The sequence below is a fragment of the Pseudomonas fjordensis genome (assembly GCF_976987115.1).
In genome coordinates this window covers 4281566-4303253 of record NZ_OZ336860.1, presented here as the reverse complement: position 1 = coordinate 4303253, position 21688 = coordinate 4281566, and the positions used below count along the sequence as shown (strand labels likewise).

The 21688-nt window shown below is 58.8% G+C and carries 14 protein-coding genes and 5 pseudogenes; 13 read left to right on the top strand and 6 right to left on the bottom strand.

Translation table 11 applies throughout. The annotated features are described in order from the left end of the window. Nucleotides 1-234 (bottom strand): AlpA family transcriptional regulator, encoded by a 234-nt coding sequence (locus ACWHXD_RS19305; protein ID WP_312830521.1) that lies wholly within the window; start codon nt 232-234, stop codon nt 1-3. 115 nt (nt 235-349) lie between these two features. Beyond that, nucleotides 350-1099: a hypothetical protein gene (locus ACWHXD_RS19300; protein WP_312830522.1), complete on the bottom strand. Its 750-nt coding sequence runs from the start codon at nt 1097-1099 to the stop codon at nt 350-352. Nucleotides 1100-1662: 563 nt separating this feature from the next. Here ACWHXD_RS19300 and ACWHXD_RS19295 point away from each other — a divergent pair. After that, nucleotides 1663-2804 (top strand): annotated as a pseudogene (locus ACWHXD_RS19295) (ABC transporter substrate-binding protein). Next, nucleotides 2804-3583 (top strand): annotated as a pseudogene (locus ACWHXD_RS19290) (ABC transporter permease). The pseudogenes ACWHXD_RS19295 and ACWHXD_RS19290 overlap by 1 nt, the downstream one beginning before the upstream one ends. Nucleotides 3584-3601: 18 nt before the next feature. Here the strand turns inward: ACWHXD_RS19290 and ACWHXD_RS19285 are convergent. Next, a pseudogene (locus ACWHXD_RS19285) lies at nt 3602-3793 on the bottom strand (phenol 2-monooxygenase); the annotation flags it as partial. Nucleotides 3794-3893: 100 nt separating this feature from the next. Next, a complete protein-coding gene (locus ACWHXD_RS19280) occupies nt 3894-4760 on the bottom strand; it encodes an IclR family transcriptional regulator (protein WP_019821085.1) in 867 nt (288 codons plus the stop codon). A gap of 237 nt (nt 4761-4997) precedes the next feature. Here ACWHXD_RS19280 and ACWHXD_RS19275 point away from each other — a divergent pair, with 237 nt between their 5' ends. From ACWHXD_RS19275 to ACWHXD_RS19230, 10 genes are all read left to right on the top strand, one after another. Beyond that, a complete protein-coding gene (locus tag ACWHXD_RS19275; protein ID WP_019821086.1) occupies nt 4998-5783 on the top strand; it encodes an enoyl-CoA hydratase in 786 nt (261 codons plus the stop codon). 3 nt (nt 5784-5786) lie between these two features. Continuing rightward, nucleotides 5787-7316 carry a 3-hydroxyacyl-CoA dehydrogenase gene (locus tag ACWHXD_RS19270; RefSeq protein WP_019821087.1) on the top strand — a complete coding sequence of 510 codons (1530 nt, stop codon included), beginning with the start codon at nt 5787-5789 and terminating at the stop codon, nt 7314-7316. Nucleotides 7317-7339: 23 nt separating this feature from the next. Then, complete coding sequence (locus ACWHXD_RS19265; RefSeq protein ID WP_019821088.1) at nt 7340-8542, top strand: 3-oxoadipyl-CoA thiolase; 1203 nt, start codon at nt 7340-7342, stop codon at nt 8540-8542. Between the two features lie 25 nt (nt 8543-8567). Then, nucleotides 8568-9806 carry a CaiB/BaiF CoA transferase family protein gene (locus ACWHXD_RS19260; protein ID WP_019821091.1) on the top strand — a complete coding sequence of 413 codons (1239 nt, stop codon included), beginning with the start codon at nt 8568-8570 and terminating at the stop codon, nt 9804-9806. 62 nt (nt 9807-9868) lie between these two features. Further along, nucleotides 9869-10618, top strand: a complete 750-nt coding sequence (locus tag ACWHXD_RS19255) for an electron transfer flavoprotein subunit beta/FixA family protein (protein ID WP_019821093.1) — start codon at nt 9869-9871, stop codon at nt 10616-10618. Then, on the top strand, nt 10619-11572 hold the full coding sequence (locus tag ACWHXD_RS19250; protein WP_312830523.1) for an electron transfer flavoprotein subunit alpha/FixB family protein: 954 nt from the start codon (nt 10619-10621) through the stop codon (nt 11570-11572). A gap of 100 nt (nt 11573-11672) precedes the next feature. After that, nucleotides 11673-12827, top strand: a complete 1155-nt coding sequence (locus ACWHXD_RS19245; RefSeq protein WP_019821099.1) for an acyl-CoA dehydrogenase family protein — start codon at nt 11673-11675, stop codon at nt 12825-12827. A gap of 69 nt (nt 12828-12896) precedes the next feature. Next, the gene (locus ACWHXD_RS19240; protein ID WP_019821104.1) at nt 12897-14177 is read left to right on the top strand and encodes an MFS transporter; all 1281 of its coding nucleotides are present in this window, start codon (nt 12897-12899) and stop codon (nt 14175-14177) included. Between the two features lie 104 nt (nt 14178-14281). Beyond that, the gene (locus ACWHXD_RS19235) at nt 14282-15568 is read left to right on the top strand and encodes an OprD family porin (RefSeq protein ID WP_019821105.1); all 1287 of its coding nucleotides are present in this window, start codon (nt 14282-14284) and stop codon (nt 15566-15568) included. An 83-nt stretch (nt 15569-15651) separates the two neighbouring features. Beyond that, nucleotides 15652-16425 carry an SDR family oxidoreductase gene (locus ACWHXD_RS19230; protein WP_019821106.1) on the top strand — a complete coding sequence of 258 codons (774 nt, stop codon included), beginning with the start codon at nt 15652-15654 and terminating at the stop codon, nt 16423-16425. A gap of 115 nt (nt 16426-16540) precedes the next feature. Here ACWHXD_RS19230 and ACWHXD_RS19225 read toward each other — a convergent pair. Continuing rightward, a pseudogene (locus tag ACWHXD_RS19225) lies at nt 16541-18409 on the bottom strand (sigma-54-dependent Fis family transcriptional regulator). 312 nt (nt 18410-18721) lie between these two features. Here ACWHXD_RS19225 and ACWHXD_RS19220 point away from each other — a divergent pair. Beyond that, nucleotides 18722-19452: pseudogene (locus tag ACWHXD_RS19220) on the top strand (SDR family NAD(P)-dependent oxidoreductase). Nucleotides 19453-19915: 463 nt separating this feature from the next. Here the strand turns inward: ACWHXD_RS19220 and ACWHXD_RS19215 are convergent. Next, nucleotides 19916-21319 (bottom strand): tyrosine-type recombinase/integrase, encoded by a 1404-nt coding sequence (locus ACWHXD_RS19215; RefSeq protein ID WP_019821117.1) that lies wholly within the window; start codon nt 21317-21319, stop codon nt 19916-19918. Nucleotides 21320-21688 lie beyond the last annotated feature (369 nt).

Here is a 21688-nt window from a genome sequence, read left to right as displayed (position 1 = left end):
TCATCTCTCCTGCGGCGCCAGCCGTTCGGTAATCCAGCGCTCGATCTCCAACGAGTCCCAGCCCACGGCACGCAGGCCAATGCGCTTGGCTTGGGGGAAGCGCCCCTCCTTCATCAGGTTGTAGATGTGTGCTCGTTTAAACCCGGTTTTTCGCTCCACTTCATCGCGGCGCATGATGTGGCGTTCGGTCGGTGGTTGAGCGATGTCAGCGAGCGGGGTGGATGAATTGGACATGCTGGTCACTCCTGGCGCCGCCTGGCGCGTGATGGGAAGTGACCTGAATTGAATAGCAGAAATGGGATGGCGTCATTGCACTGCAATTGAGGGGATTGCAGTACAATGCGATGGTTTAGGTGTTTTTTTTGAGGGCGCGATTGGCCGCCGCGAATTTTGCGTCTAACGTTCGTTTGCTGAGACCGGGAGTGTCTGTAAAACGCGCGGTTACGGCATCGACGATCGCGGTTTGATTTTCGAACACGGACAGGGGCTTGCCGGCCGGTGATGAATCCAAGACGGTGTAGGTCAAGGCGCCAATGATCTGCAAGTAGGTGTGTTCGCTGCGCTCGCTGAGTTGCCCCTGCGACTTCACTAACGCGTTGAGGCTTTCCTGTTCCAGTCCCAGCGCTTGGAGGTCAGCTGTAACGTCCTGAAGCTGGCGTTGCAGCGTATTGCATTCTTGCACGAGGGCATCACGCTCTGCCTGGAGGGAAAGGTAAGCCGCAGGGCTTATTTGTTCACGGGTGTCATTGACGGACTCGAACAGAAATCCCGGCCGCTGATCGGGATAGTAACGTTGCATCCAGAGACGTAAGTCAGAATGGCGCACCGTTATCTGACCAGGCTCCAAGGGACTGCCCATTGGCACCGAAACACCAAGGTAGCCGTAAGGTAATTCGCCGTTACGCATCGCATCGTAAATTTTTTCGGTATTGGCGTGAAGGCAGGGCCATTGAGGGAATAAGGTCCCGAGCCTCTCCGGGCAGTGCCAGGCTGCTTGTAATATTTCTGCCTCATAACGTACGAGGCCGCACCATCGCAAGGCGGCATCGATCGGACGATAGAAGGTTTTAGCCTGCGGATTGAAATTGTCGGCGTACATGTGCGGATGGACCTCCATTTCTGATGGATAGGCCTCCCGCGGAACATCCCTGCATCGCCCACCTGCTGGGAAACTGCTGGCAGTGGTTGCTTTATTCGGATTTCTAACTCGGTGAGGTCATTCCATTTACCTACAATCCAAAGTGACTGTCTTCGATCTTCGTTCGACGTTCCGCCCCAAGCAGACGGATTGGGATCTCACTGCTTATCTCTGCGTCGTCCAATTGGCTCTGGAAAGGCAGGTTTTTAACCTGTCGATGCTATGAGGTCCAGTATGAAGATAGCCGGTTTCAGGATGAGTTCAATCCGTTAGCCGCGATTTATAGGGAGTCGATCGATTAGTTTGGAGGGCCTATTGGACTGCTGCCTGAAGGCAGATTGGAGATCTCAGAATGCCAATGAACCATTCAGTGAGCGAATTGCATGGTCTCAAAATTTTCAACATCGATCGGCGGGCGAGCCGCAATCCTCTTACCCAACCCTTGCCCGAACCGTCGGAGATTTACCATGTGCCTGGATGACTTCACTCACACACGTCGTGACTTCCTCAAACTCAGCGCCTAGCTGACCGCCGGCGGCGCCTTGCCCCTGCTCAACAGCCTGCAGGCCCGCGCCGCCTCAGAGCCCAATGCCCCGGTGCGGATCGGATACTTGCCGATCACCGATGCCACGCCCTTGCTGGTGGCCCATAACAACGGCCTGTTCGAAGCCGAAGGCATCCAGGCTGAACGACCGGTGTTGTTGCGCAGTTGGGCCCAAGTGGTCGAAGCGTTCATTTCCGGGCAGGTCAACGTGATTCACCTGCTGTCGCCGATGACGGTCTGGGCTCGTTATGGCAGCAAGATCCCGGCCAAAGTCGTGGCCTGGAACCATGTCGGCGGCTCGGGCCTGACCGTATCCTCGGGCATTACCGAGATCAAGCAACTGGGCGGGCAATCGGCGGCGATTCCGTTCTGGTACTCGATTCATAACGTGGTCGTGCAGCAGCTGTTTTGCGATAACGGACTTATGCCGGTGAGCAAGTCGGCCAGCAGCGTTTTGGCGCCGAATGAGGTTAATCTGCTGGTGCTGCCACCGTCGGACATGCCGCCTGCGCTGGCGAGTAAACGCATCGCCGGCTACATTGTTGCCGAACCCTTCAACGCCCTGGCCGAAGAGCTGAAGGTTGGCCGGGTGCAACGCTTCAGCGGCGGTATCTGGCGCAATCACGCTTGCTGCGTGGTGTTCATGCATGAGCAGGATCTGAACAATCGTCCCGAGTGTCGCAGAAGGTGGTCAACGCCATCGTCAAGGCCCAGATGTGGACCCGCGACAACCGCGCCGAGGCTGCAAAACTGCTGTCGAAGGACGGCAACAACCGTTACACGCCGCATGCCCAACAGGTTTTGAACCGGGTGCTGGCGCCGGAGGCAGCGGATCGCGAGCAATACCTGGCCAGCGACGCGATCCAGCACAGTCATTGGGACGAGCAGCGCATCGACTTCCAGGCATACCCGTTCCCCAGTTACACCGAAGAATTGGTCAGGCGCCTCAAGGACACCCTGATCGAAGGCGACAAAGGCTTTCTCGCAAGTCTCGACACGCAGCACACCGCCCGTGATCTGGTGGACGACCGCTTTGTGCGTAACTCCATCGCCGCCGTCGGTGGGATGAAGGCTTTCGGGCTGCCGGAGAGTTTCGAGCGCAGCGAGGAGTTCAGTCTCTGATGAGCAAGCAAACCTCATCGATCCTGTATTGGGTGTTGGGAGCGGCAGGGCTGTTGTGCCTGCTGTTTCTGTGGTGGCTGGGTGTGCGCTTGTTTGGCAGCGCCGACGGGCTGGCGGCGCGCTTTTCCCCTGAGGCGACGCTGGTCAGTCTGGTGGAGTTGCTGGGCCGTCCCGAGCTCTATGAGCATGTACTGGTCAGCCTCAAACGCATTCTGGTGGGCCTGTTGCTGGCCTTGCTGATCGGCGTGCCTTTGGGGCTGATGATTGGCAGCTACCGACACCTGGAAGCCGCGACCACTCCGGCGTTTCAGTTCCTGCGGATGATCTCGCCGCTGTCCTGGATGCCGGTGGTGGTGATGCTGATGGGTGTGGGTGTGGGTGACCAGCCAATCTACTTTCTGCTGACCTTTGCTGCGATCTGGCCGATCCTGCTCAACACCGTTGCTGGCGTACGCCAGCTCGATCCGCGCTGGATGCAGCTGAGCCGCAGCCTCAGCGCAACTCGCTGGGAAACCCTGCTCAAGGTGATCCTGCCCGGTGTGCTCGGCCACGTGCTGACCGGTGTGCGACTGTCCATCGGCATCCTGTGGATCGTGCTGGTGCCCTGCGAAATGCTTGGAGTCAGCGCAGGGTTAGGCTACTTCATCCTCGACACCCGTGATCGACTAGCCTAATCGGACCTGATGGCGATGGTGCTGCTGATCGGCGTGCTGGGGATTGCCCTAGATGCCCTGGCGCGAGGGTTACATCATCGCTGGGCCGGTACAAACCTGGCATAGAGGCTAACGCCAGATTTGAAAGTGCTTGTTGTAATGGCTCATCGCGTGAATCTGTGTCTGTACGTGGCGCAGTTCGTCGATCGCCTGCATCTGACAGGCGACTCGCGCACCTGCACCGCTGAACTGCCGACCGGCCCGGGAGTAACCCTGGAACGCGCCGTACTCCAGCGGCGAAACGCCAGCGAGGAAGAGTTTCGGGGTGTCGACGTGATCAACCCCGAAGCCTGGCCACGCAACCTTGAAGGTATGCGCGCATTGCGTTTCCATCACGAAGCGAGCCGGGTTTTTAGGGCGCCGTTACTCCGTTGCGTCAGCGAGCAGCGGCGCCAATGTTATTGACCATGTTGATCAGGCGAGGCCCGATATCGTCCACGAGCTGCTCACGGGGAAGCTGAAAGCTCGGTCCACCGCAGTTGAAGGTCAGCAACCCGTACTGCGGGTGCAGCAACGGCACTGCAACGGAGTTGACGTCGCGGTGCCACTCACCGACCGACAGGCAGAAGCCGTAGTCGGCGTAATCCCTGAACGCTCTGTCCAGGCCCTTGCGGATGGCTGGCCATTGCTCCGTTTCACGCTGGCGAATGTGGTCGAGCAGAAATTCCCGCTCGGTTTCCGGCATCGCCGCCAGGCACGCCCGGCCCACCGAACTCTGTGCCAGCGGCAAGTAGCTGCCGATCTGCCGGCGCATGGTCATGTTGCCCTGACCCTGAACCACATCCAGGTACACCATCTGCAGTCGATCGCGGGCAGCCATGGCGACGGCCGCCTGAGCGTGATTTGCCAATTCCTCCATCAAGGGATGAGCCACCGTGCGAATCGCCAGATTCGACAACATGGCGTAACCAAAGCCGAGCACACCGACGTCCAGCTGGTACTTGCCTGAATGCACTTCACGCTTGAGGCAGCCCAGCCGCATCAGCGTATTGGTCAGACGCGTCACAGTCGGTTTGGGCAGCCCGGTCATTCGAGCCAGGTCCTGATTGCCGAGAACATTGTCACGCGGCGTGAAGCACCTCATCAGCTCCAGCCCGCGTGCCAACGCAGTTACGAATTGGCCACTGCTTTCGTCTTCGCTCAGCGCACTGGCGGGATCGAGCATGCCCATCTTCAGCAAGCCGATTTCATCCGTTCCTTTTGTCTTTTCCGCGGCCTGGTGATCTGCATTGTCGCGACCCATGGTAGAACCTCATTTTTGAGAAATTCAAGTGAATAGAATGCAGTTTCGTCTAGCGAAATTGTATTCGCTGGTTTATGAAAAGCCAATTTATTTATTTTGATCTATTAACTTATTGTTATTAAAGGAATTTAACAGAATTTTTAGTTTTCTTGTTTACAGGGATTTGTCTGCGTACCTATGATTGGTTGTAATTATGGTATTAGGTTTCGCACAGCGAAACAAAAATAAGAGGTAGGTATGGGCTCCCAGCATAAATCTGTAGTGGATCTGCAAATCCGCGATGATGCCGTCGCTGTCGTACGGATTGAGCGGCCCGAGGTAAAGAACGCGCTTAACCGTGCAATGCGCGAACAACTGGCAGAAATCTTTCGCGCTCTGGCCGGCAATGACCGGGTGCGTGCGATCGTTCTTACCGGTGGTGAACAGTGCTTTGTAGCCGGTGCCGACATCCGCGAGTTCGCCGAAGCCAGCCCCATCGAGATGTATCTTCGACATACCGAATACCTGTGGGAAGCCATCAGTCGGTGTCCGAAGCCGGTGATTGCTGCGGTGAATGGTTTTGCTCTTGGGGGCGGCTGCGAACTGGCAATGCACTGCGACATCATCGTTGCAGGGCAATCGGCACGCTTCGGTCAGCCGGAGGTCAAGCTTGGCCTGATGCCGGGAGCCGGTGGCACTCAGCGCTTGATCCGCGCTGTCGGCAAATTCCAGGCGATGCGTATCGCACTAACGGGCTGTCTGGTCACGGCCCCCGAAGCCCTTGCCATGGGCATGGTCAGTGAGGTGGTGAGTGACGAGCGTACAGTGCCGCGAGCACTTGAACTGGCGACTGAAATAGCCGCCTTGCCGCCACTGGCTGTAGCGCAGATCAAGGAAGTGATGTTGCTCGGTGCCGATTTGCCCTTGGACAGCGCCTTGGCGTTAGAACGAAAGGCGTTTCAGTTGCTGTTCGACTCCAGGGACCAGAAAGAGGGTGCCAGTGCCTTTCTGGAAAAACGCAAAGCCACCTTCTTGGGGGAGTGATTCATGACACATGAGATCAACCATATGGCCGTTGTTGGTGCTGGCATCATGGGCACCGGTATTGCCCAGATTGCGGCCCAGGCTGGTATTCAGGTACTGCTGTTTGACAACCGCGAAGGCGCCGCCCAGGCCGCTCGCGATAATTTGAAGCAGACGCTGGACAAGCTCGTGACTAAGGGCAAGGTTCTCGGCACCGACGCCCAGGCCACCCTCGATCGTCTGCGGGTAGCGACCTCGTTGACTGAGCTCAAGGACGTCGACTTGGTGGTCGAAGCCATTATTGAGCGCCTGGATGCCAAGCAGGCATTGCTCGCCCAGCTTGAAGCGGTCGTCGGCGACGATTGCATTCTGGCAACCAATACCTCGTCACTGTCCGTGACCAGCATCGCCCGAGGATGTCGGCACCCAGAACGTGTCGCGGGGTTCCATTTCTTCAACCCGGTGCCGCTGATGAAAGTGGTGGAGGTGATCGACGGCTTGGCCAGCGATCCGCAGGTCGGCGACTGCCTGCAGGCGTTGGCGGCGCGCATGGGCCACCGCGGTATTCGGGCCAAGGACACGCCTGGTTTCATCATTAACCATGCGGGGCGAGCCTATAGCACCGAAGCCCTGCAAATCCTCAAGGAAGGCGTTGCCGAGCCAGCCGAGATTGACCGCATCCTGCGTGAGGGCCTGGGCTTTCGCATGGGGCCGCTGGAGTTGTTTGACCTTACGGCTCTGGACGTCTCTCATCCGGTGATCGAGTCGATCTATAACCAGTTTTACCAGGAGCCGCGCTATCGTCCGTCGGCGCTGACTCGGCAGATGCTGGAGGCCGGGTATGTCGGGCGTAAAGTCGGGCGTGGGTTTTACCGGTACGCCAACGGTCAAATGATTAATCCACCGTCGGCGCAGTCAGTGCCGGTAGTCGAGACTCTGCCGCCGGTATGGCTCGGTACCGAGAACGAGGATGATCGGGCCACCTTGAGCGCTCTGCTGGAGACGTTGGGCGCGCGGGTGGAGCAGGGCATCACACCGACCAGCGAGGCGCTGTGCTTGCTCGCGCCTTACGGCCTGGATGCCACCACTGCCGCTGGCTGCTTTGCCACCGACCCGGCGCGCACGGTGTGCATTGACCCGCTGCTTGACAGTCGCCGCTACCGCACGCTGATGCCGACACCGGCGACGCGAGTCGATATGCGCGATGCCGCTCATGCTTTGCTGGCCCGCGACGGAGTCGGCGTCAGTGTGATCAATGACAGCGTTGGTTTCGTCGCCCAGCGCGTGCTGGCCATGATCGTCAATCTGGCTGGCGACATCGTCCAACAACGCATTGCCAGTGTCGACGACCTGGATGAGGGCGTCCGCCGTGGCCTGGGTTATCCGCAGGGGCCGCTGGCCTGGGGCGATAGTCTCGGGGCCAAACGCTTGCTGACCATTCTCGAACGGATGACCGAGCTGACACGGGATCCTCGTTACCGCCCGGGCCCCTGGTTGCGCCGTCGAGCAGCCCTCGGCCTATCGCTGCGTCACATTGAACCGACGCTCAACTGACCTCTGACATTCAGGAATTTTCCATGCTCGACGCCTATATCTTCGCAGGTCTGCGTACCCCCTTCGGTCGTCACGGCGGCGCACTTGCGCCGGTACGTCCGGACGATCTCATTGCTCACGTCATCCGCGAACTGCTCGCCCGCCATGCCATCCCGGGTGATGCTATCGAGGACGTGATCCTCGGCAACACCAACCAAGCGGGAGAGGACAGCCGTAACATCGCGCGCCATGCCGCGCTGCTCGCCGGACTGCCGGTGACGGTACCGGGGCAGACGGTCAACCGCCTGTGCGCCAGTGGCTTGGCGGCGGTGATCGACGCTGCACGTGCGGTCACCTGCCGGGAAGGGGATCTGTTCGTCGCTGGCGGCGTGGAAAGCATGTCCCGCGCGCCATTTGTCATGGCCAAGGCCGAGGCGGCCTACAGCCGCGAATTCACGGTATTTGACAGCACCATCGGCGCACGCTTCCCGAACCCGAAAATCGTCGCCGAGTTTGGCAACGAAAGCATGCCGCAGACCGGTGACAACGTAGCCTACGTATATGGCATCGACCGCGCGCAAGCGGACCTTTTCGCCGCAGGTTCCCAGGCCCGTTACGAAGCAGCGCGACAGTCCGGTTTCTTCGCGGGCGAATTGCTCGCGGTAAGCGTACCCACCGGTCGCAAGACACCGCCCAACGTAATATCGGAGGACGAACACCCCCGCCCGCAATCTGATCTGGCGGCCTTGGCGCGGTTGAAACCTCTGTCCGAGGGCGGTGTGGTCACTGCTGGCAACGCCTCGGGCATCAATGATGGGGCTGCCGCGTTGCTGGTTGGCTCAATGGCTGCAGGCGAACGTCATGGCCTGGTGCCGATGGTCCGCATTCTATCTGCCGCCGCGGTGGGCGTAGCCCCTCGCATCATGGGCGTCGGCCCGGTCGAAGCGATCAATAAAGCGTTGGCTCGCGCCGGGCTGAGTCTGGCGGATATGGATATTATCGAGATCAACGAAGCTTTCGCCAGCCAAGTCCTTGGCTGCCTCAAGGGCCTCGGTCTGGCCTTCGATGACCCGCGTGTCAATCCCAATGGCGGCGCCATTGCGGTCGGCCATCCTTTGGGGGCTTCGGGCGCGCGTCTGGCGCTAAGTACCGCCCGCGCGCTGCAAGTGAGCGGCAAGCGCTACGCAGTGGTCAGTCTGTGCATTGGTGTCGGCCAAGGGCTGGCGATGGTTATCGAGCGCGTATGAACGCGGCAAACAAAGGTGAAATGAAATGGGTGCTTTGACTGGATACCGCGTGCTCGACCTGAGCCGTGTGCTGGCCGGTCCCTGGTGTGGCCAGACGTTGGCTGACCTCGGGGCCGAAGTGATCAAGATCGAACGGCCTGGCGTGGGCGATGATACCCGTGGCTGGGGACCGCCGTGGATGAACGATGAGAACGACGAGCCGACCCAGGAAGCCTCTTATTACCAGTCCACCAACCGCGGCAAGCTATCGGTGGCGCTTAACCTGGCCACACCCGCGGGTCAGGAAATGGTGCGCGCTTTGGCCGCCAGCTGTGACGTGCTGATCGAAAATTATAAGGCCGGCTCACTGGCCAAATACGGGCTGGACTATGCAAGCTTGTCCAGGATCAACCCACGCCTGGTCTACTGCTCGGTGACGGGCTTCGGCCAGACCGGTCCGCGGGCTGCCGAGCCGGGCTATGACTTCATCATCCAGGGGATCGGCGGGCTGATGAGTATCACTGGTGAGCGCGATGACCTACCTGGGGGCGGTCCGCAGAAAGTGGGAGTGGCGTTCTCCGATTTGATGACCGGTCTGTACTCCACCGTCGCCATTCAGGCTGCATTGCTCAGTCGCGAAAAAACCGGCCTGGGCCAGCACGTCGACATGGCCTTGCTGGATGTGCAGGTTGCCACCCTGTGCAACCAAAGCCAGAACTATCTGGCCTCCGGGAAGCCGCCGGGGCGTTATGGCAACGCTCACGCGAACATCGTTCCGTATCAGGTGTTCCGTGCCAATGATCGCGATTTCATCATCGCTTGCGGAAATGACAGCCAGTTCATCGCCCTGTGCGAGGCCATTGATCTTCCTGAGTTGCCCAAAGACCCGCGTTTTGCCCGCAACGCGGATCGGGTGACCAACCGCGAGGAGATCGTCAGGATTCTGTCGCAACATTTCCTCGGTGGCTGTGCCGATGAGTGGGTGCAACGGATCCACCCGCAGGGCGTGCCCGTGGGCGCGATAAACAGCATCGCCCAGGCACTGGACGAACCGCAGGTGAAGGCGCGCGACATGCTGGTGACCATTCCTCACCCGCTGAAGCCAGACTTCGTCACGGTTGGCAGCCCCATCAAGCTGTCCGGCACACCGGTGGAGTACCTGCGCCCCGCGCCGATGCTGGGGGAGCATACGGATGAGGTGCTCAAGCGCCAATTGGGGCTCGATGATGCACGCCTGGCCGAATTGAAGGCCCAAGGCGTGATCGAGCAGCTTGGCGACCGCTGAATGTGCGTCACCCCGAGCACGATCAGGTGCTGTCGGGTCAATCTTTCTGAATGGAGCCAGCCATGAAAGTCCTCGTAGCCATCAAGCGCGTGGTCGATTACAACGTCAAGGTTCGCGTCAAAGCGGACAACTCCGGCGTCGACCTCGCTAACGTCAAGATGTCGATGAACCCGTTCTGCGAAATCGCCGTGGAAGAAGCCGTACGCCTGAAAGAGAAAGGTGTTGCGACTGAAATCGTCGTCGTCTCCATTGGTCCGTCCACTGCTCAAGAGCAGCTGCGTACCGCCCTGGCGCTGGGTGCCGATCGGGCCATCCTCGTCGAATCCGCTGATGAATTGAACTCCCTGGCCGTGGCCAAGTTGCTCAAGGCTGTAGTCGACAAGGAACAGCCACAACTGGTGATCCTTGGCAAACAAGCCATCGACAGCGACAACAACCAGACTGGCCAGATGCTGGCTGCACTGACCGGCTACGGTCAGGGCACGTTCGCCTCGAAAGTCGAAGTCAGCGGCGACAGCGTTGCCGTGACTCGCGAAGTCGACGGCGGCGGCCAGACAGTTTCCTTGAAACTGCCAGCCATCGTCACCACCGACCTGCGTTTGAACGAGCCGCGTTATGCGTCCCTGCCAAACATCATGAAAGCCAAGAAGAAGCCTCTCGAAGTGCTGACTGCGCACGCTTTGGGCGTTTCCACCGCCTCCACCACCAAGACCCTGAAAGTCGAAGCGCCGGCTGCCCGCAGCGCGGGTATCAAGGTCAAGTCGGTGGCTGAACTGGTCGAGAAACTGAAAAACGAAGCGAAGGTAATCTAAATGACGATCCTGGTTATTGCTGACTATTCAACCGACCAGCAAGACAACAAAGTGCTGGCTCCGGCCACGCTGAACACCGTGGCTGCTGCCGCGAACATCGGTGGCGACATCCACGTGCTGGTTGCAGGTCAGGGCGCTGGCGCCGTGGCTGAAGCCGCGGCGAAAATCGCTGGCGTGACTAAAGTGCTGGTGGCCGACAACGCCGCCTACGCGCACCAACTGCCGGAAAACGTTGCGCCTCTGATCGCTGCTCTTGCTCAAGAGGCGGGGGGCTACAGCCACATCCTGGCTGCTGCCACCTCCAACGGCAAAAACATCCTGCCACGCGTCGCCGCGCAGCTGGACGTCGACCAGATCTCCGAGATCATCTCGGTCGAAAGCGCTGACACCTTCAAGCGTCCGATCTATGCCGGTAACGCCATCGCTACCGTGCAGTCTTCGGCTGCCATCAAAGTGATCACCGTGCGTGCCACCGGTTTCGACCCGGTTGCCGCTGTTGGCGGTTCGGCGGCTGTTGAAGTGGTCGCTGCTGTCCACGACGCGGATACCTCCAGCTTCGTCGGCGAAGAGCTTGCAAAATCTGATCGTCCGGAACTGACCGCTGCCAGGATCGTCGTTTCCGGCGGTCGCGGCATGCAGAACGGCGACAACTTCAAGCACCTGTACGCCCTGGCCGACAAGCTGGGCGCGGCAGTCGGCGCTTCTCGCGCCGCGGTCGACGCAGGTTTCGTACCGAACGACATGCAAGTCGGTCAGACCGGCAAAATCGTTGCGCCACAGCTGTACATCGCGGTCGGTATCTCCGGCGCGATCCAGCACCTGGCCGGCATGAAAGACTCCAAGGTGATCGTTGCGATCAACAAGGACGAAGAAGCACCGATCTTCCAGGTGGCTGATTACGGCCTGGTCGCGGACTTGTTCGAGGCGGTACCGGAACTGCAGCAATCGATCTGAAACGTCAACGCAATAAGGTCGGGCGCTATGTTCATTGCTTCAACATCAGCAACTACAGCTATTTTGTCAGCGGGCCGGTTTCGGCCCTTGAGGAACGCATATGATTCGTGACCCAGAAACCCTGCAACTTTTGCTGGATTCGATCCGCCAGTTTGTTAACGAGGCGTTGATCCCACGCGAAAATGAAGTAGCTGAAACCGACAATATTCCGGCTGACATCATCGTTCAAATGCAGGAAATGGGGCTGTTCGGACTGACCATTCCGGAAGAGTTCGATGGCTTGGGCGTGACCATGGAAGAGGAGGTGAGCATCGCCTTCGAACTGGGTCGCACCTCGCCGGCCTTTCGCTCCTACATCGGCACCAACAACGGCATCGGTTCCAGCGCTCTGGTCATCGATGGCACCGCCGAGCAGAAATCCCACTACCTGCCGAAACTGGCCAGCGGTGAGCTGATCAGCTCGTTCTGCCTGACCGAGCCGGATTCGGGCTCCGATGCCGCCTCGCTGAAAACCACCGCCGTACGCGATGGCGATCACTTCGTGATCAACGGCACCAAGCGCTTCATCACCAACGCCCCGCACGCCGGAATCTTCACGGTGATGGCGCGAACCAATCCCGAGATCAAGGGCGCGGGCGGCATCAGCGCCTTCGTCGTGGAACGCGCCACGCCCGGCATCAGCCTGGGTAAGTGCGACCACAAAATGGGTCAGAAAGGCGCCCACACCAGCGACGTGATCTTCGACAACGTCCGGGTCCCGGTCAGCGCGCTGATCGGCGGCGTGGAAGGGGTCGGCTTCAAGACCGCGATGAAGGTGCTGGACAAGGGGCGTCTGCACATTGCCGCGCTATCGGTAGGTGCCGCCGAGCGTATGTTGGCCGACGCCCTGCAGTACGCCATCGAGCGTAAGCAGTTCGGTAAACCCATCGCCGAATTTCAACTCATCCAGGCCATGCTCTCCGACAGCAAGGCGGAGATATACGCAGCCCGCTGCATGGTGCTGGATGCCGCACGCCAACGTGATGAGGGGCGCAACGTCAGCACCGAAGCTTCCTGCGCCAAGATGTTCGCCACTGAAATGTGCGGCCGCGTCGCAGATCGCTGCGTACAGATTCATGGCGGTGCCGGCTATGTCAGCGAGTACGCCATCGAGCGCTTCTACCGCGATGTGCGCCTGTTCCGTCTGTACGAGGGTACTACCCAGATTCAGCAGGTAATCATCGCGCGGAACATGATCCGCGAGGCGAAATCCTGAGTCGGATCAAGATCTGCCGGCCACGTTGAGAACCTCTCCAGCGCCCACAAATACAACAAGGTATGACTCATGAGTGTTAATGTTTCGGCTGCTGCTGACGCGTCAGTGAAAAACAATGTTTGGATTCTGGTCTTCGCTTTCTGCTTCCTCGGGTTGCTGATCGACGGTGCCGACCTGATGTTGCTGTCCTACAGCCTGACCAGCTTGAAAGCAGAGTTCGGTCTGACTAACGTCCAGGCCGGGAGTCTGGGCAGTTTCACCCTGGCCGGTATGGCCTTGGGCGGCATCTACGGCGGTTGGGCCTGTGACCGTTTCGGCCGGGTCAAGACCGTGGTCTGGACCATCGTCCTGTTCTCGTTCGGCACCGCCGTGCTGGGCATGACCCAGAACTACTGGCAGTTCGCGCTGTTCCGCTTTATCTCCTCGCTGGGTCTGGGCGCGCTCTATGTGGCCTGTAACACCCTGATGGCGGAATACGTGCCGACCAAGTACCGTACCACGGTGCTGGGCACGTTACAGGCTGGCTGGTCGGTGGGCTATATCGTCGCCACCTTGTTGGCGGGCTGGTTGCTGCCGATCTACGGCTGGCGAGTGCTGTTCTACGTGGCGATTGTTCCGGTGGTACTGGCGATCCTGATGCAGCGCCTGGTGCCCGAGCCGGCAGCCTGGGTCAAGGCCAAGGCTGAACAGGCCAAGGAACTGGCTGAAGGCCTGAAGAACCCCAGCGCCACGCCGGTCAAACGCGAAGGCGCCTACAAGATGATCTTTGGCGACCCGCGTGCGCGCAGCATGTTCATCTTCTGGTGTCTGACCGCAGGCTTCCTGCAGTTCGGCTACTACGGCGTGAACAACTGGATGCCGGCTTACCTGCAGACCGAAATGGGCATGGACTTCAAGTCCATGACCGCGTACCTGGTGGGTACCTATACCGCGATGATTCTGGGCAAGGTGCTGGCCGGTGTGGCCGCCGACAAGTTCGGCCGCCGCGTGGTGTACTCCTTCGGCGCCATCGGCACCGCGATGTTCCTGCCGGTCATCGTGCTGTTCCACAGCCCTGAGTCCATCCTCTGGATGCTGGTGGTGTTCGGCTTCCTGTATGGCATTCCGTACGGCGTCAACGCGACCTACATGACCGAGAGCTTCCAGGCCAAGTACCGCGGCACCGCCGTGGGTGGCGCATACAACATTGGCCGCATCGGTGCGGCCATCGCCCCGATTGCCATTGGCTTCCTGGCTACCCAGTACTCCATCGGTGTGGGCTTCCTGGTGATGGGCGCTGCCTACTTCATCTGCGGGGTGATTCCGGCGCTGTTGATCAAGGACAAGCAGTTCGATCCACAGAAGCAATAAATCCCTCGGCGCTCCCGCGTCTGTTACACCAGCCACGCCCCGTTTCCTGGGCGTGGCTGCGCATGGACGTGTGCTTTCGCAATATGTCACTTAGGTAAATCACAATGAAAAAAACAGCACTGGCATATGCCGTCGGCCTCAGCACTCTGAGCGCTGGTCTGGTGACATCAACTGCTACCCGGGCGGAATTCTTCGAGGACAGCAAAGCTTCGTTGCAAATGCGTAACTTCTACATGGGCCGTGACTATCGTCAGGATGACAGCGGCCGCCAGCCAGCCGTCCCCGGCAGTGGCCGCATGAGCGAGTGGGCACAGGGCTTCATCCTGCGTTACGAGTCGGGCTTCACCGAGGGGCCGGTCGGCTTCGGGGTCGATGCCATTGGCACCCTGGGCATCAAACTGGACTCCGGTCGTGGCTCGAGCGGCACCGGCCTTCTGCTGCGTGACGCCGAGACCAAGCGCGCCCAGGACTCCTACGGCGATCTGCACGCCGCCGCGAAAATCCGCTACTCGAAAACCACCCTGCGCCTGGGCAGCTACGACAAGCGCCTGCCGATGCTGCAAGGCAATGACTCGCGCCTGCTGCCCACAGTCTTCCAGGGCACCATGGTCCATTCCCAGGAAATTGCAGGCCTGGATCTGGACGCCGGGCGCATCAGCCGGGTCAACGCCCGTGACTCCCAGGATTACGAAGCGCTCAGCGTCACCAGCGGCAACCGCCGTAACATCAAAGTGTCGGACGGTAATGAGTCCACCGAATTCAACATCGCCCAGAGCGCTTACCGCTGGAACGATCAACTGAGCACCACCCTGGCCCTTGGCGAATTGCAAGGCCTGTATCGCCAGACCATGCTCAATGCCTTACACACCTTGCCGCTGGGCGATAAGCGCAGCCTGGTGACGGATATCCGTTATGCGCGCTCCACCGACGATGGCAACAGTAACGTCGACAATAACGCCTTCGGGATCATGTCGACCTACAAGATAGGCTTCCACGCTGTGGGTCTGGGCTATCAGGCCATGACCGGTGAAACCGGCTTCGCCTACCTGGGTGGCACCGACCCGTTCCTTCTGAACTTTGTGCAGGTCAACGACTTTGCCAACAAGGACGAAAAAAGCTGGCAGGTCCGTTACGACTACAACTTCACCGGGATCGGCCTGCCGGGTCTGACCTTCATGACCCGCTACCTGTCGGGTGACAACGTCGACCTGGGCGCCAGCCGTTCCGAAGGCCGCGAGTGGGAGCGCGACATCGACATCGCCTACTTTGTGCAGGATGGCCCGCTGAAGAACGTCAGTCTGCGCTGGCGCAACGCGGCGACCCGTTCCAACTTTGCCAACAGCACGGACGAGAACCGCCTGATCCTGAGCTACAGCCTGCCGATCTGGTAAGCCTCAGCGGTCAGACGCGCGATCTGTCGTAATGTGATCTCGACTTACGGTGGCCAAAATTCTCAAACCAAGGAAACAACGTAATGAAAAGCTTTGACGCGAAGGTTGTTCTCGTTACGGGCGGATCCAAAGGCATCGGCTTGGCATGTGCTCAACAATTCGTGGCAGAAGGGGCCCGCGTTGTGATCAGCTCGCGCTTGCAGACAAACATTGACAACGCACTTGCCTCATTGCCAGGCGCGATTGGTTTTGCCTCGGATCTTACTGACGATGCCTCGGCTTCTGCACTGGTCCAGCGCGTTGAGCAGGAGGTCGGCCCTATTGACGTGTTGGTCAACTCAGCGGGGGCGGCGAAGCGATTGCCACCTGAAGACCTCACACCAGCGTTCTGGCGCGCGGCGATGGATGCCAAATTCTTCTCTACGATTAATGTCCTTGATCCTGTGGTAAAGCTAATGGCTGCGCGCGGCAAAGGGGTGATCGTCAATATTATCGGTGCCGGTGGCAAGGTTGCGAAGCCAATCCATCTCGCTGGCGGATCAGCCAATGCCGCTCTGATGCTCGCCACAGCTGGTCTTGGAAATGCCTACGCTTCGTCCGGTGTGAGGGTGGTGGGTGTAAACCCGGGATTGACGGAAACAGGCCGCGTCGCGGAAGGAATGGCGGCAGATGCTCGTCACTCAGGCATCACGTTGGATGCGGCGATCCAGCGTAGCGTTCAAAAGATTCCAATGGGGCGAATGGCGAAGCCGGAGGAGATTGCCGACCTGGTACTGTTCCTTGCCTCCAAAAAGGCGAGCTATATCACCGGCACAACCGTCACTATGGATGGGGCGGAACATCCAGTCGTTGTGTAGGTATAGAATCGACCCCCGCATCGGTCTGCCATTGCTTGTGTAGACCGATGGCCCGGCTTTGCAAGGTCACTCAGAATTATCAGAGCGTAGCGGAGCCATTCCCCAAGCCCAACGCTCAGTTGTAGGAACCTTTGCCCGGCATTTTGATGCCATGCAGGTTCACTTTGCGATAGAGGGTGGCACGTGAAATACCCAGCTCCTGTGCTGCCAGTACGGGTTTCCACCGATTGCGCACCAATGTGTCGATCAAGGCCTGACGTTCCGGGCTTCCAGGTACCGTTTCCTGACCCTTTGCCGGGGCACTGATGCCGAGGGTGGCAGGCAGGTCCTCCACACCAATTACGTGGCTTGTACAGACTGCGCACGCGTAGCGCAGTACGTGGTGCAACTGGCGCATGTTGCCTGGCCAGCTGTAGTTCAAGAGCATTTCCAGCGCCGCTTCGCTCAGATCGAGCCGCTCGCCCGAACGCTGACACTCTTCGTCCAGCAGCTTGTTGATCAGCGCGAGCTTGTCTTTGCGCTCACGTAGCGGCGGTATGTCGAAGCGCGCCCCACTCAAACGAAAATACAGGTCTTCACGAAAGCCGCCGGTTTTTATCAGCGTAGAAATATCACGGTGGCTGGCGCAAATGACCTGGATATCGATGGACTGCGGCCGGGCACCTCCCAGCGGCGCCACCTCACCCTCACTCAGGACCGTGAGCAGGCGTGTTTGCAAGGTCAGCGGCATATCCCCGATTTCATCAAGGAACAGCGTGCCACCGTCGGCTTGCTGCAGCAGGCCGCGCATGCCTTTGCTGGATGCGCCGGTGAACGCGCCGGCGGCATAGCCGAACAATTCACTCTCAATGAGATTCTCGGGTATCGCCGCGCAGTTAACCGCGACGAAGGGCTTGTCACGTCGCTTGCTCGCGGCATGCAGTTGCAAGGCGAAGTGTTCTTTGCCCGCTCCGGTCTCGCCATGAATCAGAACAGGCAGCCCGCGGTCCTTGACGCGCACGGCCAGGTCCAGCGCTTGAGCTACCTTCGGATCAAGTGCCGAAACGACACTGCTTGCCGCGGGCACCCCGGTTGGTCTGCGTGGAGCCTTGAGGCGAACATGCAGGCCCATCGAAGGCAGGTAGTGGATGCTGTCATCGCCGGAGGCTGGAAGTCGTGCCGAGGCGAAGGCTTCATGAATACTAGTGGGAATCCCGCTGCAACGCTGCAACAGGAGCCGTCGTGCGGCGGGGTTGAGCGCCTGAATCACGCCATCGCGGTCCTAGGCAAACAGGCATTGTGGCTGGCTGTCGATGTAGCCGGGTAGGGGGTGCGCGCGCAACACCCACAGATCCTGGGTGCTGTACATGAAGTAGGCATTCTCGATTTCAGTGGCACTCTGGATGACCATCTGACGAATCAAGTGCTGGCTGCGCCGATCATCGGGAGAGCGGATCGAAGAGGCATCCAGAACAGCCAGGATCTCGCCGTTCGGCGAAAACACTGGAGCAGCGGAGCAGGTGATGCCGATAAAAGCCGCGCGGAAATGATCGTGCTTGTGCACCGTGACCGGGTGTTTGTTGATCAGGACCGCGCAGACGCCCGTCGTCCCTTCTTCGCTTTCGGACCAACAGGTCCCCACGTCCATGCCGGAGCGGCGGTATTCCCCGCGTATCGTCGACTCGATGCGGTAGTCGACTGTGCAGCCCAACGTATCGGTGAGCATCACGCAGTAGTCGGCGTCACGTACTCGATTGTGCAGGCGCGACATCTCATCACCCGCAAGATGCAGGAAGTCGTCGACGCGCTCACGGTGCTCATGGAGCTGGTGAGCCTCAAGAATCCTTGGTCCCTGCAATGAACCAGGGTCGAGTTTGTGATGCTGTACCGAGCGACGCCAGGAGTCGAGGATGACGTTGGGCACCGGCAGGGTCGGAGCACTTTCGGCAGTGCGTAATACTCGACTCACATGTTCGACGTGAGTCTTTGAGTAGCCAGAGGACATGGTACCTCCGAGGGTTGGATCTAATTTTTGTAGGTCCCATTAAATGCGTGTTGGGCAGCCCCCACAAGCCGAATCGATCAGCAGTCCGGGGGTGAGACATTACATCTCAGCATTCGCAGCCTGGCGTGAGGGACGAGAGCCATTATGTCTTAGCACAACGCCTTGACTCGATACGTGCCTTTAACGTTAAACCGCCCTATTTCAATGCTTTCAGGTCATTTTTCGGATCTTGGCATTCGACTTGCTCTGACTGTCTCAGTGGGCCGCGTCAGACGGCCGCATTCCAACAACAATAATGATTAGAGGCATCACATGAGCGAATCTACCGCTGTCGATTTCTCCCTTAAAGGCAAGGTTGCCCTGGTCACGGGGGCCGGACGAGGTATCGGGCAGGGCATCGCGCTGAGTCTGGCTCGGGCTGGCGCTGACCTGGTACTCGCCGATTATGACTTGAGTATCGCAGAAGAGGCCGCCGCGAAAATTCGCGCGGTGGGTTGGCGCGCAATCGCCCTGCAAGTTGATGTGAGCCAGGCCGACAGCGTTGCAACCATGATCGAACAGGTGAGACATGAGTTCGGTCGCCTCGATGTGGCGGTCAACAACGCGGGCGTCGTCAGCCTCGGCAAGGTCGACGAACTGCCGGTCAGCGAATGGGACCGAATCATGAACATCAACGCTCGCGGTGTATTCCTGTGCTGCCAGGCCGAACTCAAGCTGATGCGTGAGCATCAATTCGGCCGAATCATCAACCTGGCCTCGATCGCCGGCAAAGTCGGATTTCCGGACCTGGCACATTACAGCACATCCAAATTTGCCGTGATCGGTTTCTCCAACGCGAAGAGGGGCTTTGCGGACGGTGGCGCCAGCCAGGAGAAACGGAAGAGCAATCCTGGGAACGGCAGCAGTCAAGCCTCTTGCCCCAAGGGGAAGCGCAAACCGTCGAAGACATGGGCCAACTGGCGGTTTACCTGGCCTGTGCACCGCATGTCACTGGACAGGCGATAGCCGTGGATGCCGACTGCGCACGTATATTCGGCCTCTGACTTCGGCATCGATTCGATGCAGGGCCATGATGGGCTATTCGCGCGTCGGCTCCCAATCGCTTCTACGTGCTTTACGCACCTGGACACTTGAGGGTTTTGCCGACGCCGGTTCGACCGGCTCAGGCGGGCGTATTGGTCAGCTTCGCTTTGCACACCAAGTCAGTTTGAACTGGCGCGAGGGCCCTGGATTATTTCGTCCGAGGTTTTGAAATAGTTACAGCTGATGATGCGTAAGCAAGATAAGCGGCCGCAAGACGTTCCTCCTTACACTGGGCCAGCCTTGGTCCAGGCCCGAGATCGTGCGTCACCTGCTTGGCGCGATGCGCTCTGATCAGGACTATTTATTGCTCGCCGTGGCGGTCCGATTAAACCAATCGGTGAGAACTTCGTGCCCTTGGCTCGGCGCATATATTTACGGTCAGCTTAAACCCGTGACAGGGGCTGCCAAATCAAGGCTACTTCACTACACACTCTCGGAGTGTTGGCCAGTAGTTAGAATGGCCTCGATGCGTTCCCCAAGGAGTCGCCATGCTTCAGTCTTTTCTTTCGCGTAGTCGTGGTGAAGATAGTGCCGGCGAACCTTGGATCCGCCCAGGAGGTGATTCTGACAGCGGTCGATAATTTCTAGAGTAACGCCGAGCATCTGCATCATCGTCGCGCCGGTACGTCGCAAGTCATGAGGGGTCCACTCACCCTTTGTTCCTTTGCTCAGGACCAGCGAGTCGTTATGGTGACGTCCTGCCGGGGGCTTGCTGCGGTTCTTGAAGCGGCACTGGCGGTCACCGATCAGTTTGCTGATTGTCTTAGTGTCGACATGGTTTTTCTCGTCCTTGCCGGGAAAGCAGAAAGGGGTTTGCCCAGTTTCTTCTTTGAGGCGCTTGAACTCTCCCAGGGCAAAGACAGACAGAAACACGTGGTGATCCTGGCGTTTACCTTTGTGCCCCTTGGTAGCTTCAGCGGGGATGAACCAGGTCGCGTTGTCCAAATCGACATGACGCCATTCGGCTTTGAGTAGTTCGCCGATGCGGCACAGGGTGCTAAGGCAGATCCACACGGCACATTGCACGCGCTGATTGACCGGTCGGGTCCCGAAGTATTTATGTCCAGGCGGTAGCGCGAGGTAATCACGCTCTAGGCGAGCAAAGATATCGCGCAGTTCGAGGATCTCGTCAGGGGAAAGTAAGCGATCTCGCTGTTCTTGGTAGTCGTGGTCTAGCAGTTGTGTCACATCTACCAAGTCGGCCGGATTGCCGTCGGCCATCAGGGTGCGCCATGGTTTGCGCTTTTCAGCCCAGCGCAACATTTGCCCGATGTCTTTACTTCGGATCACCACAGCACGGTTAAGTCCGCGGGATTTGATCGATCGTAGAACAACCAACAGGTTTTTTTCGGTTAGATTCCGCAAATGCGTGGTGCCGATGATAGGCAGAACGTCTTTGGCAAAGCTGCGGCGCAGTTCGGCATTGCCATCCAGACGCGATACGCCGTCACGTAGCCACTCCTCGAAAAGGTCAGCTACAGTTTTGTTTTCGGCAGCCTGGCGTTCGGCTTCCGCAATGGTGGCTGCGATAGCAGCTTGAGCTTCTATTTTGGACGCTTTCCGCGCTTCGCTGGGGTCGATACCCTTCGATGCAGTTGAACGTATTTCTTCGCGTTCGGCCCGTATCAAAGCTAGTGATTTCTTGGGCCATGTGCCAAGGCGGTAGTCACGCTTGATTCCGCCCAGCTTGAACTCGTAGCGGAATTGCACCGTCACCCCGCGTACACCTGCTCGAACTTTGGCCACGATTCCACCATCCTCACGCATTTTCTTGCCGTCATCCGCAGCGGACAGTGATTCCAGCTGCTTGATAGTAAGCTTTGCCACTTCCGACTCCTTGTATCCCTTAGGCTTTCAGAATTTTGCCCCCACTTTTGCCCCACCGAATTGCCTGGCTATTGGTGAGCGCTGGTGGACGGCTGTGGATACTAAAGTAGCCTAAAGGTCACGGTTTTTGTAGGGTTTAGGAGTCTTTTGAAGTTTATGATCCTCCATGAAGATCCATTGAAAAAGTGCATGGGGTGCTAGGGGTCGAGTGTTCGAATCACTCCGTCCCGACCATATAATTCAAGGGGTTGCGAGATTTTATCTCGCGACCCTTTTTTGTTTTCAGGTGTTTTTACCCCCACAAAACGCCCGGCTCTTGATGGACATTTCGATGTGATACCACTATCGGAGTTTGCCCAGTGGACTTCG

What these genes read in the sequence shown, in the direction of transcription:
- ACWHXD_RS19270 (WP_019821087.1), top strand. Translation starts at nt 5,787, where the DNA reads ATGACACATGAGATCAACCATATGGCCGTTGTTGGTGCTGGCATCATG.
- ACWHXD_RS19260 (WP_019821091.1), top strand. Translation starts at nt 8,568, where the DNA reads ATGGGTGCTTTGACTGGATACCGCGTGCTCGACCTGAGCCGTGTGCTG.
- ACWHXD_RS19230 (WP_019821106.1), top strand. Translation starts at nt 15,652, where the DNA reads ATGAAAAGCTTTGACGCGAAGGTTGTTCTCGTTACGGGCGGATCCAAA.
- ACWHXD_RS19240 (WP_019821104.1), top strand. Translation starts at nt 12,897, where the DNA reads ATGAGTGTTAATGTTTCGGCTGCTGCTGACGCGTCAGTGAAAAACAAT.
- ACWHXD_RS19280 (WP_019821085.1), bottom strand. Translation starts at nt 4,760, where the DNA reads ATGGGTCGCGACAATGCAGATCACCAGGCCGCGGAAAAGACAAAAGGA.
- ACWHXD_RS19245 (WP_019821099.1), top strand. Translation starts at nt 11,673, where the DNA reads ATGATTCGTGACCCAGAAACCCTGCAACTTTTGCTGGATTCGATCCGC.
- ACWHXD_RS19275 (WP_019821086.1), top strand. Translation starts at nt 4,998, where the DNA reads ATGGGCTCCCAGCATAAATCTGTAGTGGATCTGCAAATCCGCGATGAT.
- ACWHXD_RS19300 (WP_312830522.1), bottom strand. Translation starts at nt 1,099, where the DNA reads ATGTACGCCGACAATTTCAATCCGCAGGCTAAAACCTTCTATCGTCCG.
- ACWHXD_RS19250 (WP_312830523.1), top strand. Translation starts at nt 10,619, where the DNA reads ATGACGATCCTGGTTATTGCTGACTATTCAACCGACCAGCAAGACAAC.
- ACWHXD_RS19265 (WP_019821088.1), top strand. Translation starts at nt 7,340, where the DNA reads ATGCTCGACGCCTATATCTTCGCAGGTCTGCGTACCCCCTTCGGTCGT.
- ACWHXD_RS19235 (WP_019821105.1), top strand. Translation starts at nt 14,282, where the DNA reads ATGAAAAAAACAGCACTGGCATATGCCGTCGGCCTCAGCACTCTGAGC.
- ACWHXD_RS19255 (WP_019821093.1), top strand. Translation starts at nt 9,869, where the DNA reads ATGAAAGTCCTCGTAGCCATCAAGCGCGTGGTCGATTACAACGTCAAG.
- ACWHXD_RS19305 (WP_312830521.1), bottom strand. Translation starts at nt 234, where the DNA reads ATGTCCAATTCATCCACCCCGCTCGCTGACATCGCTCAACCACCGACC.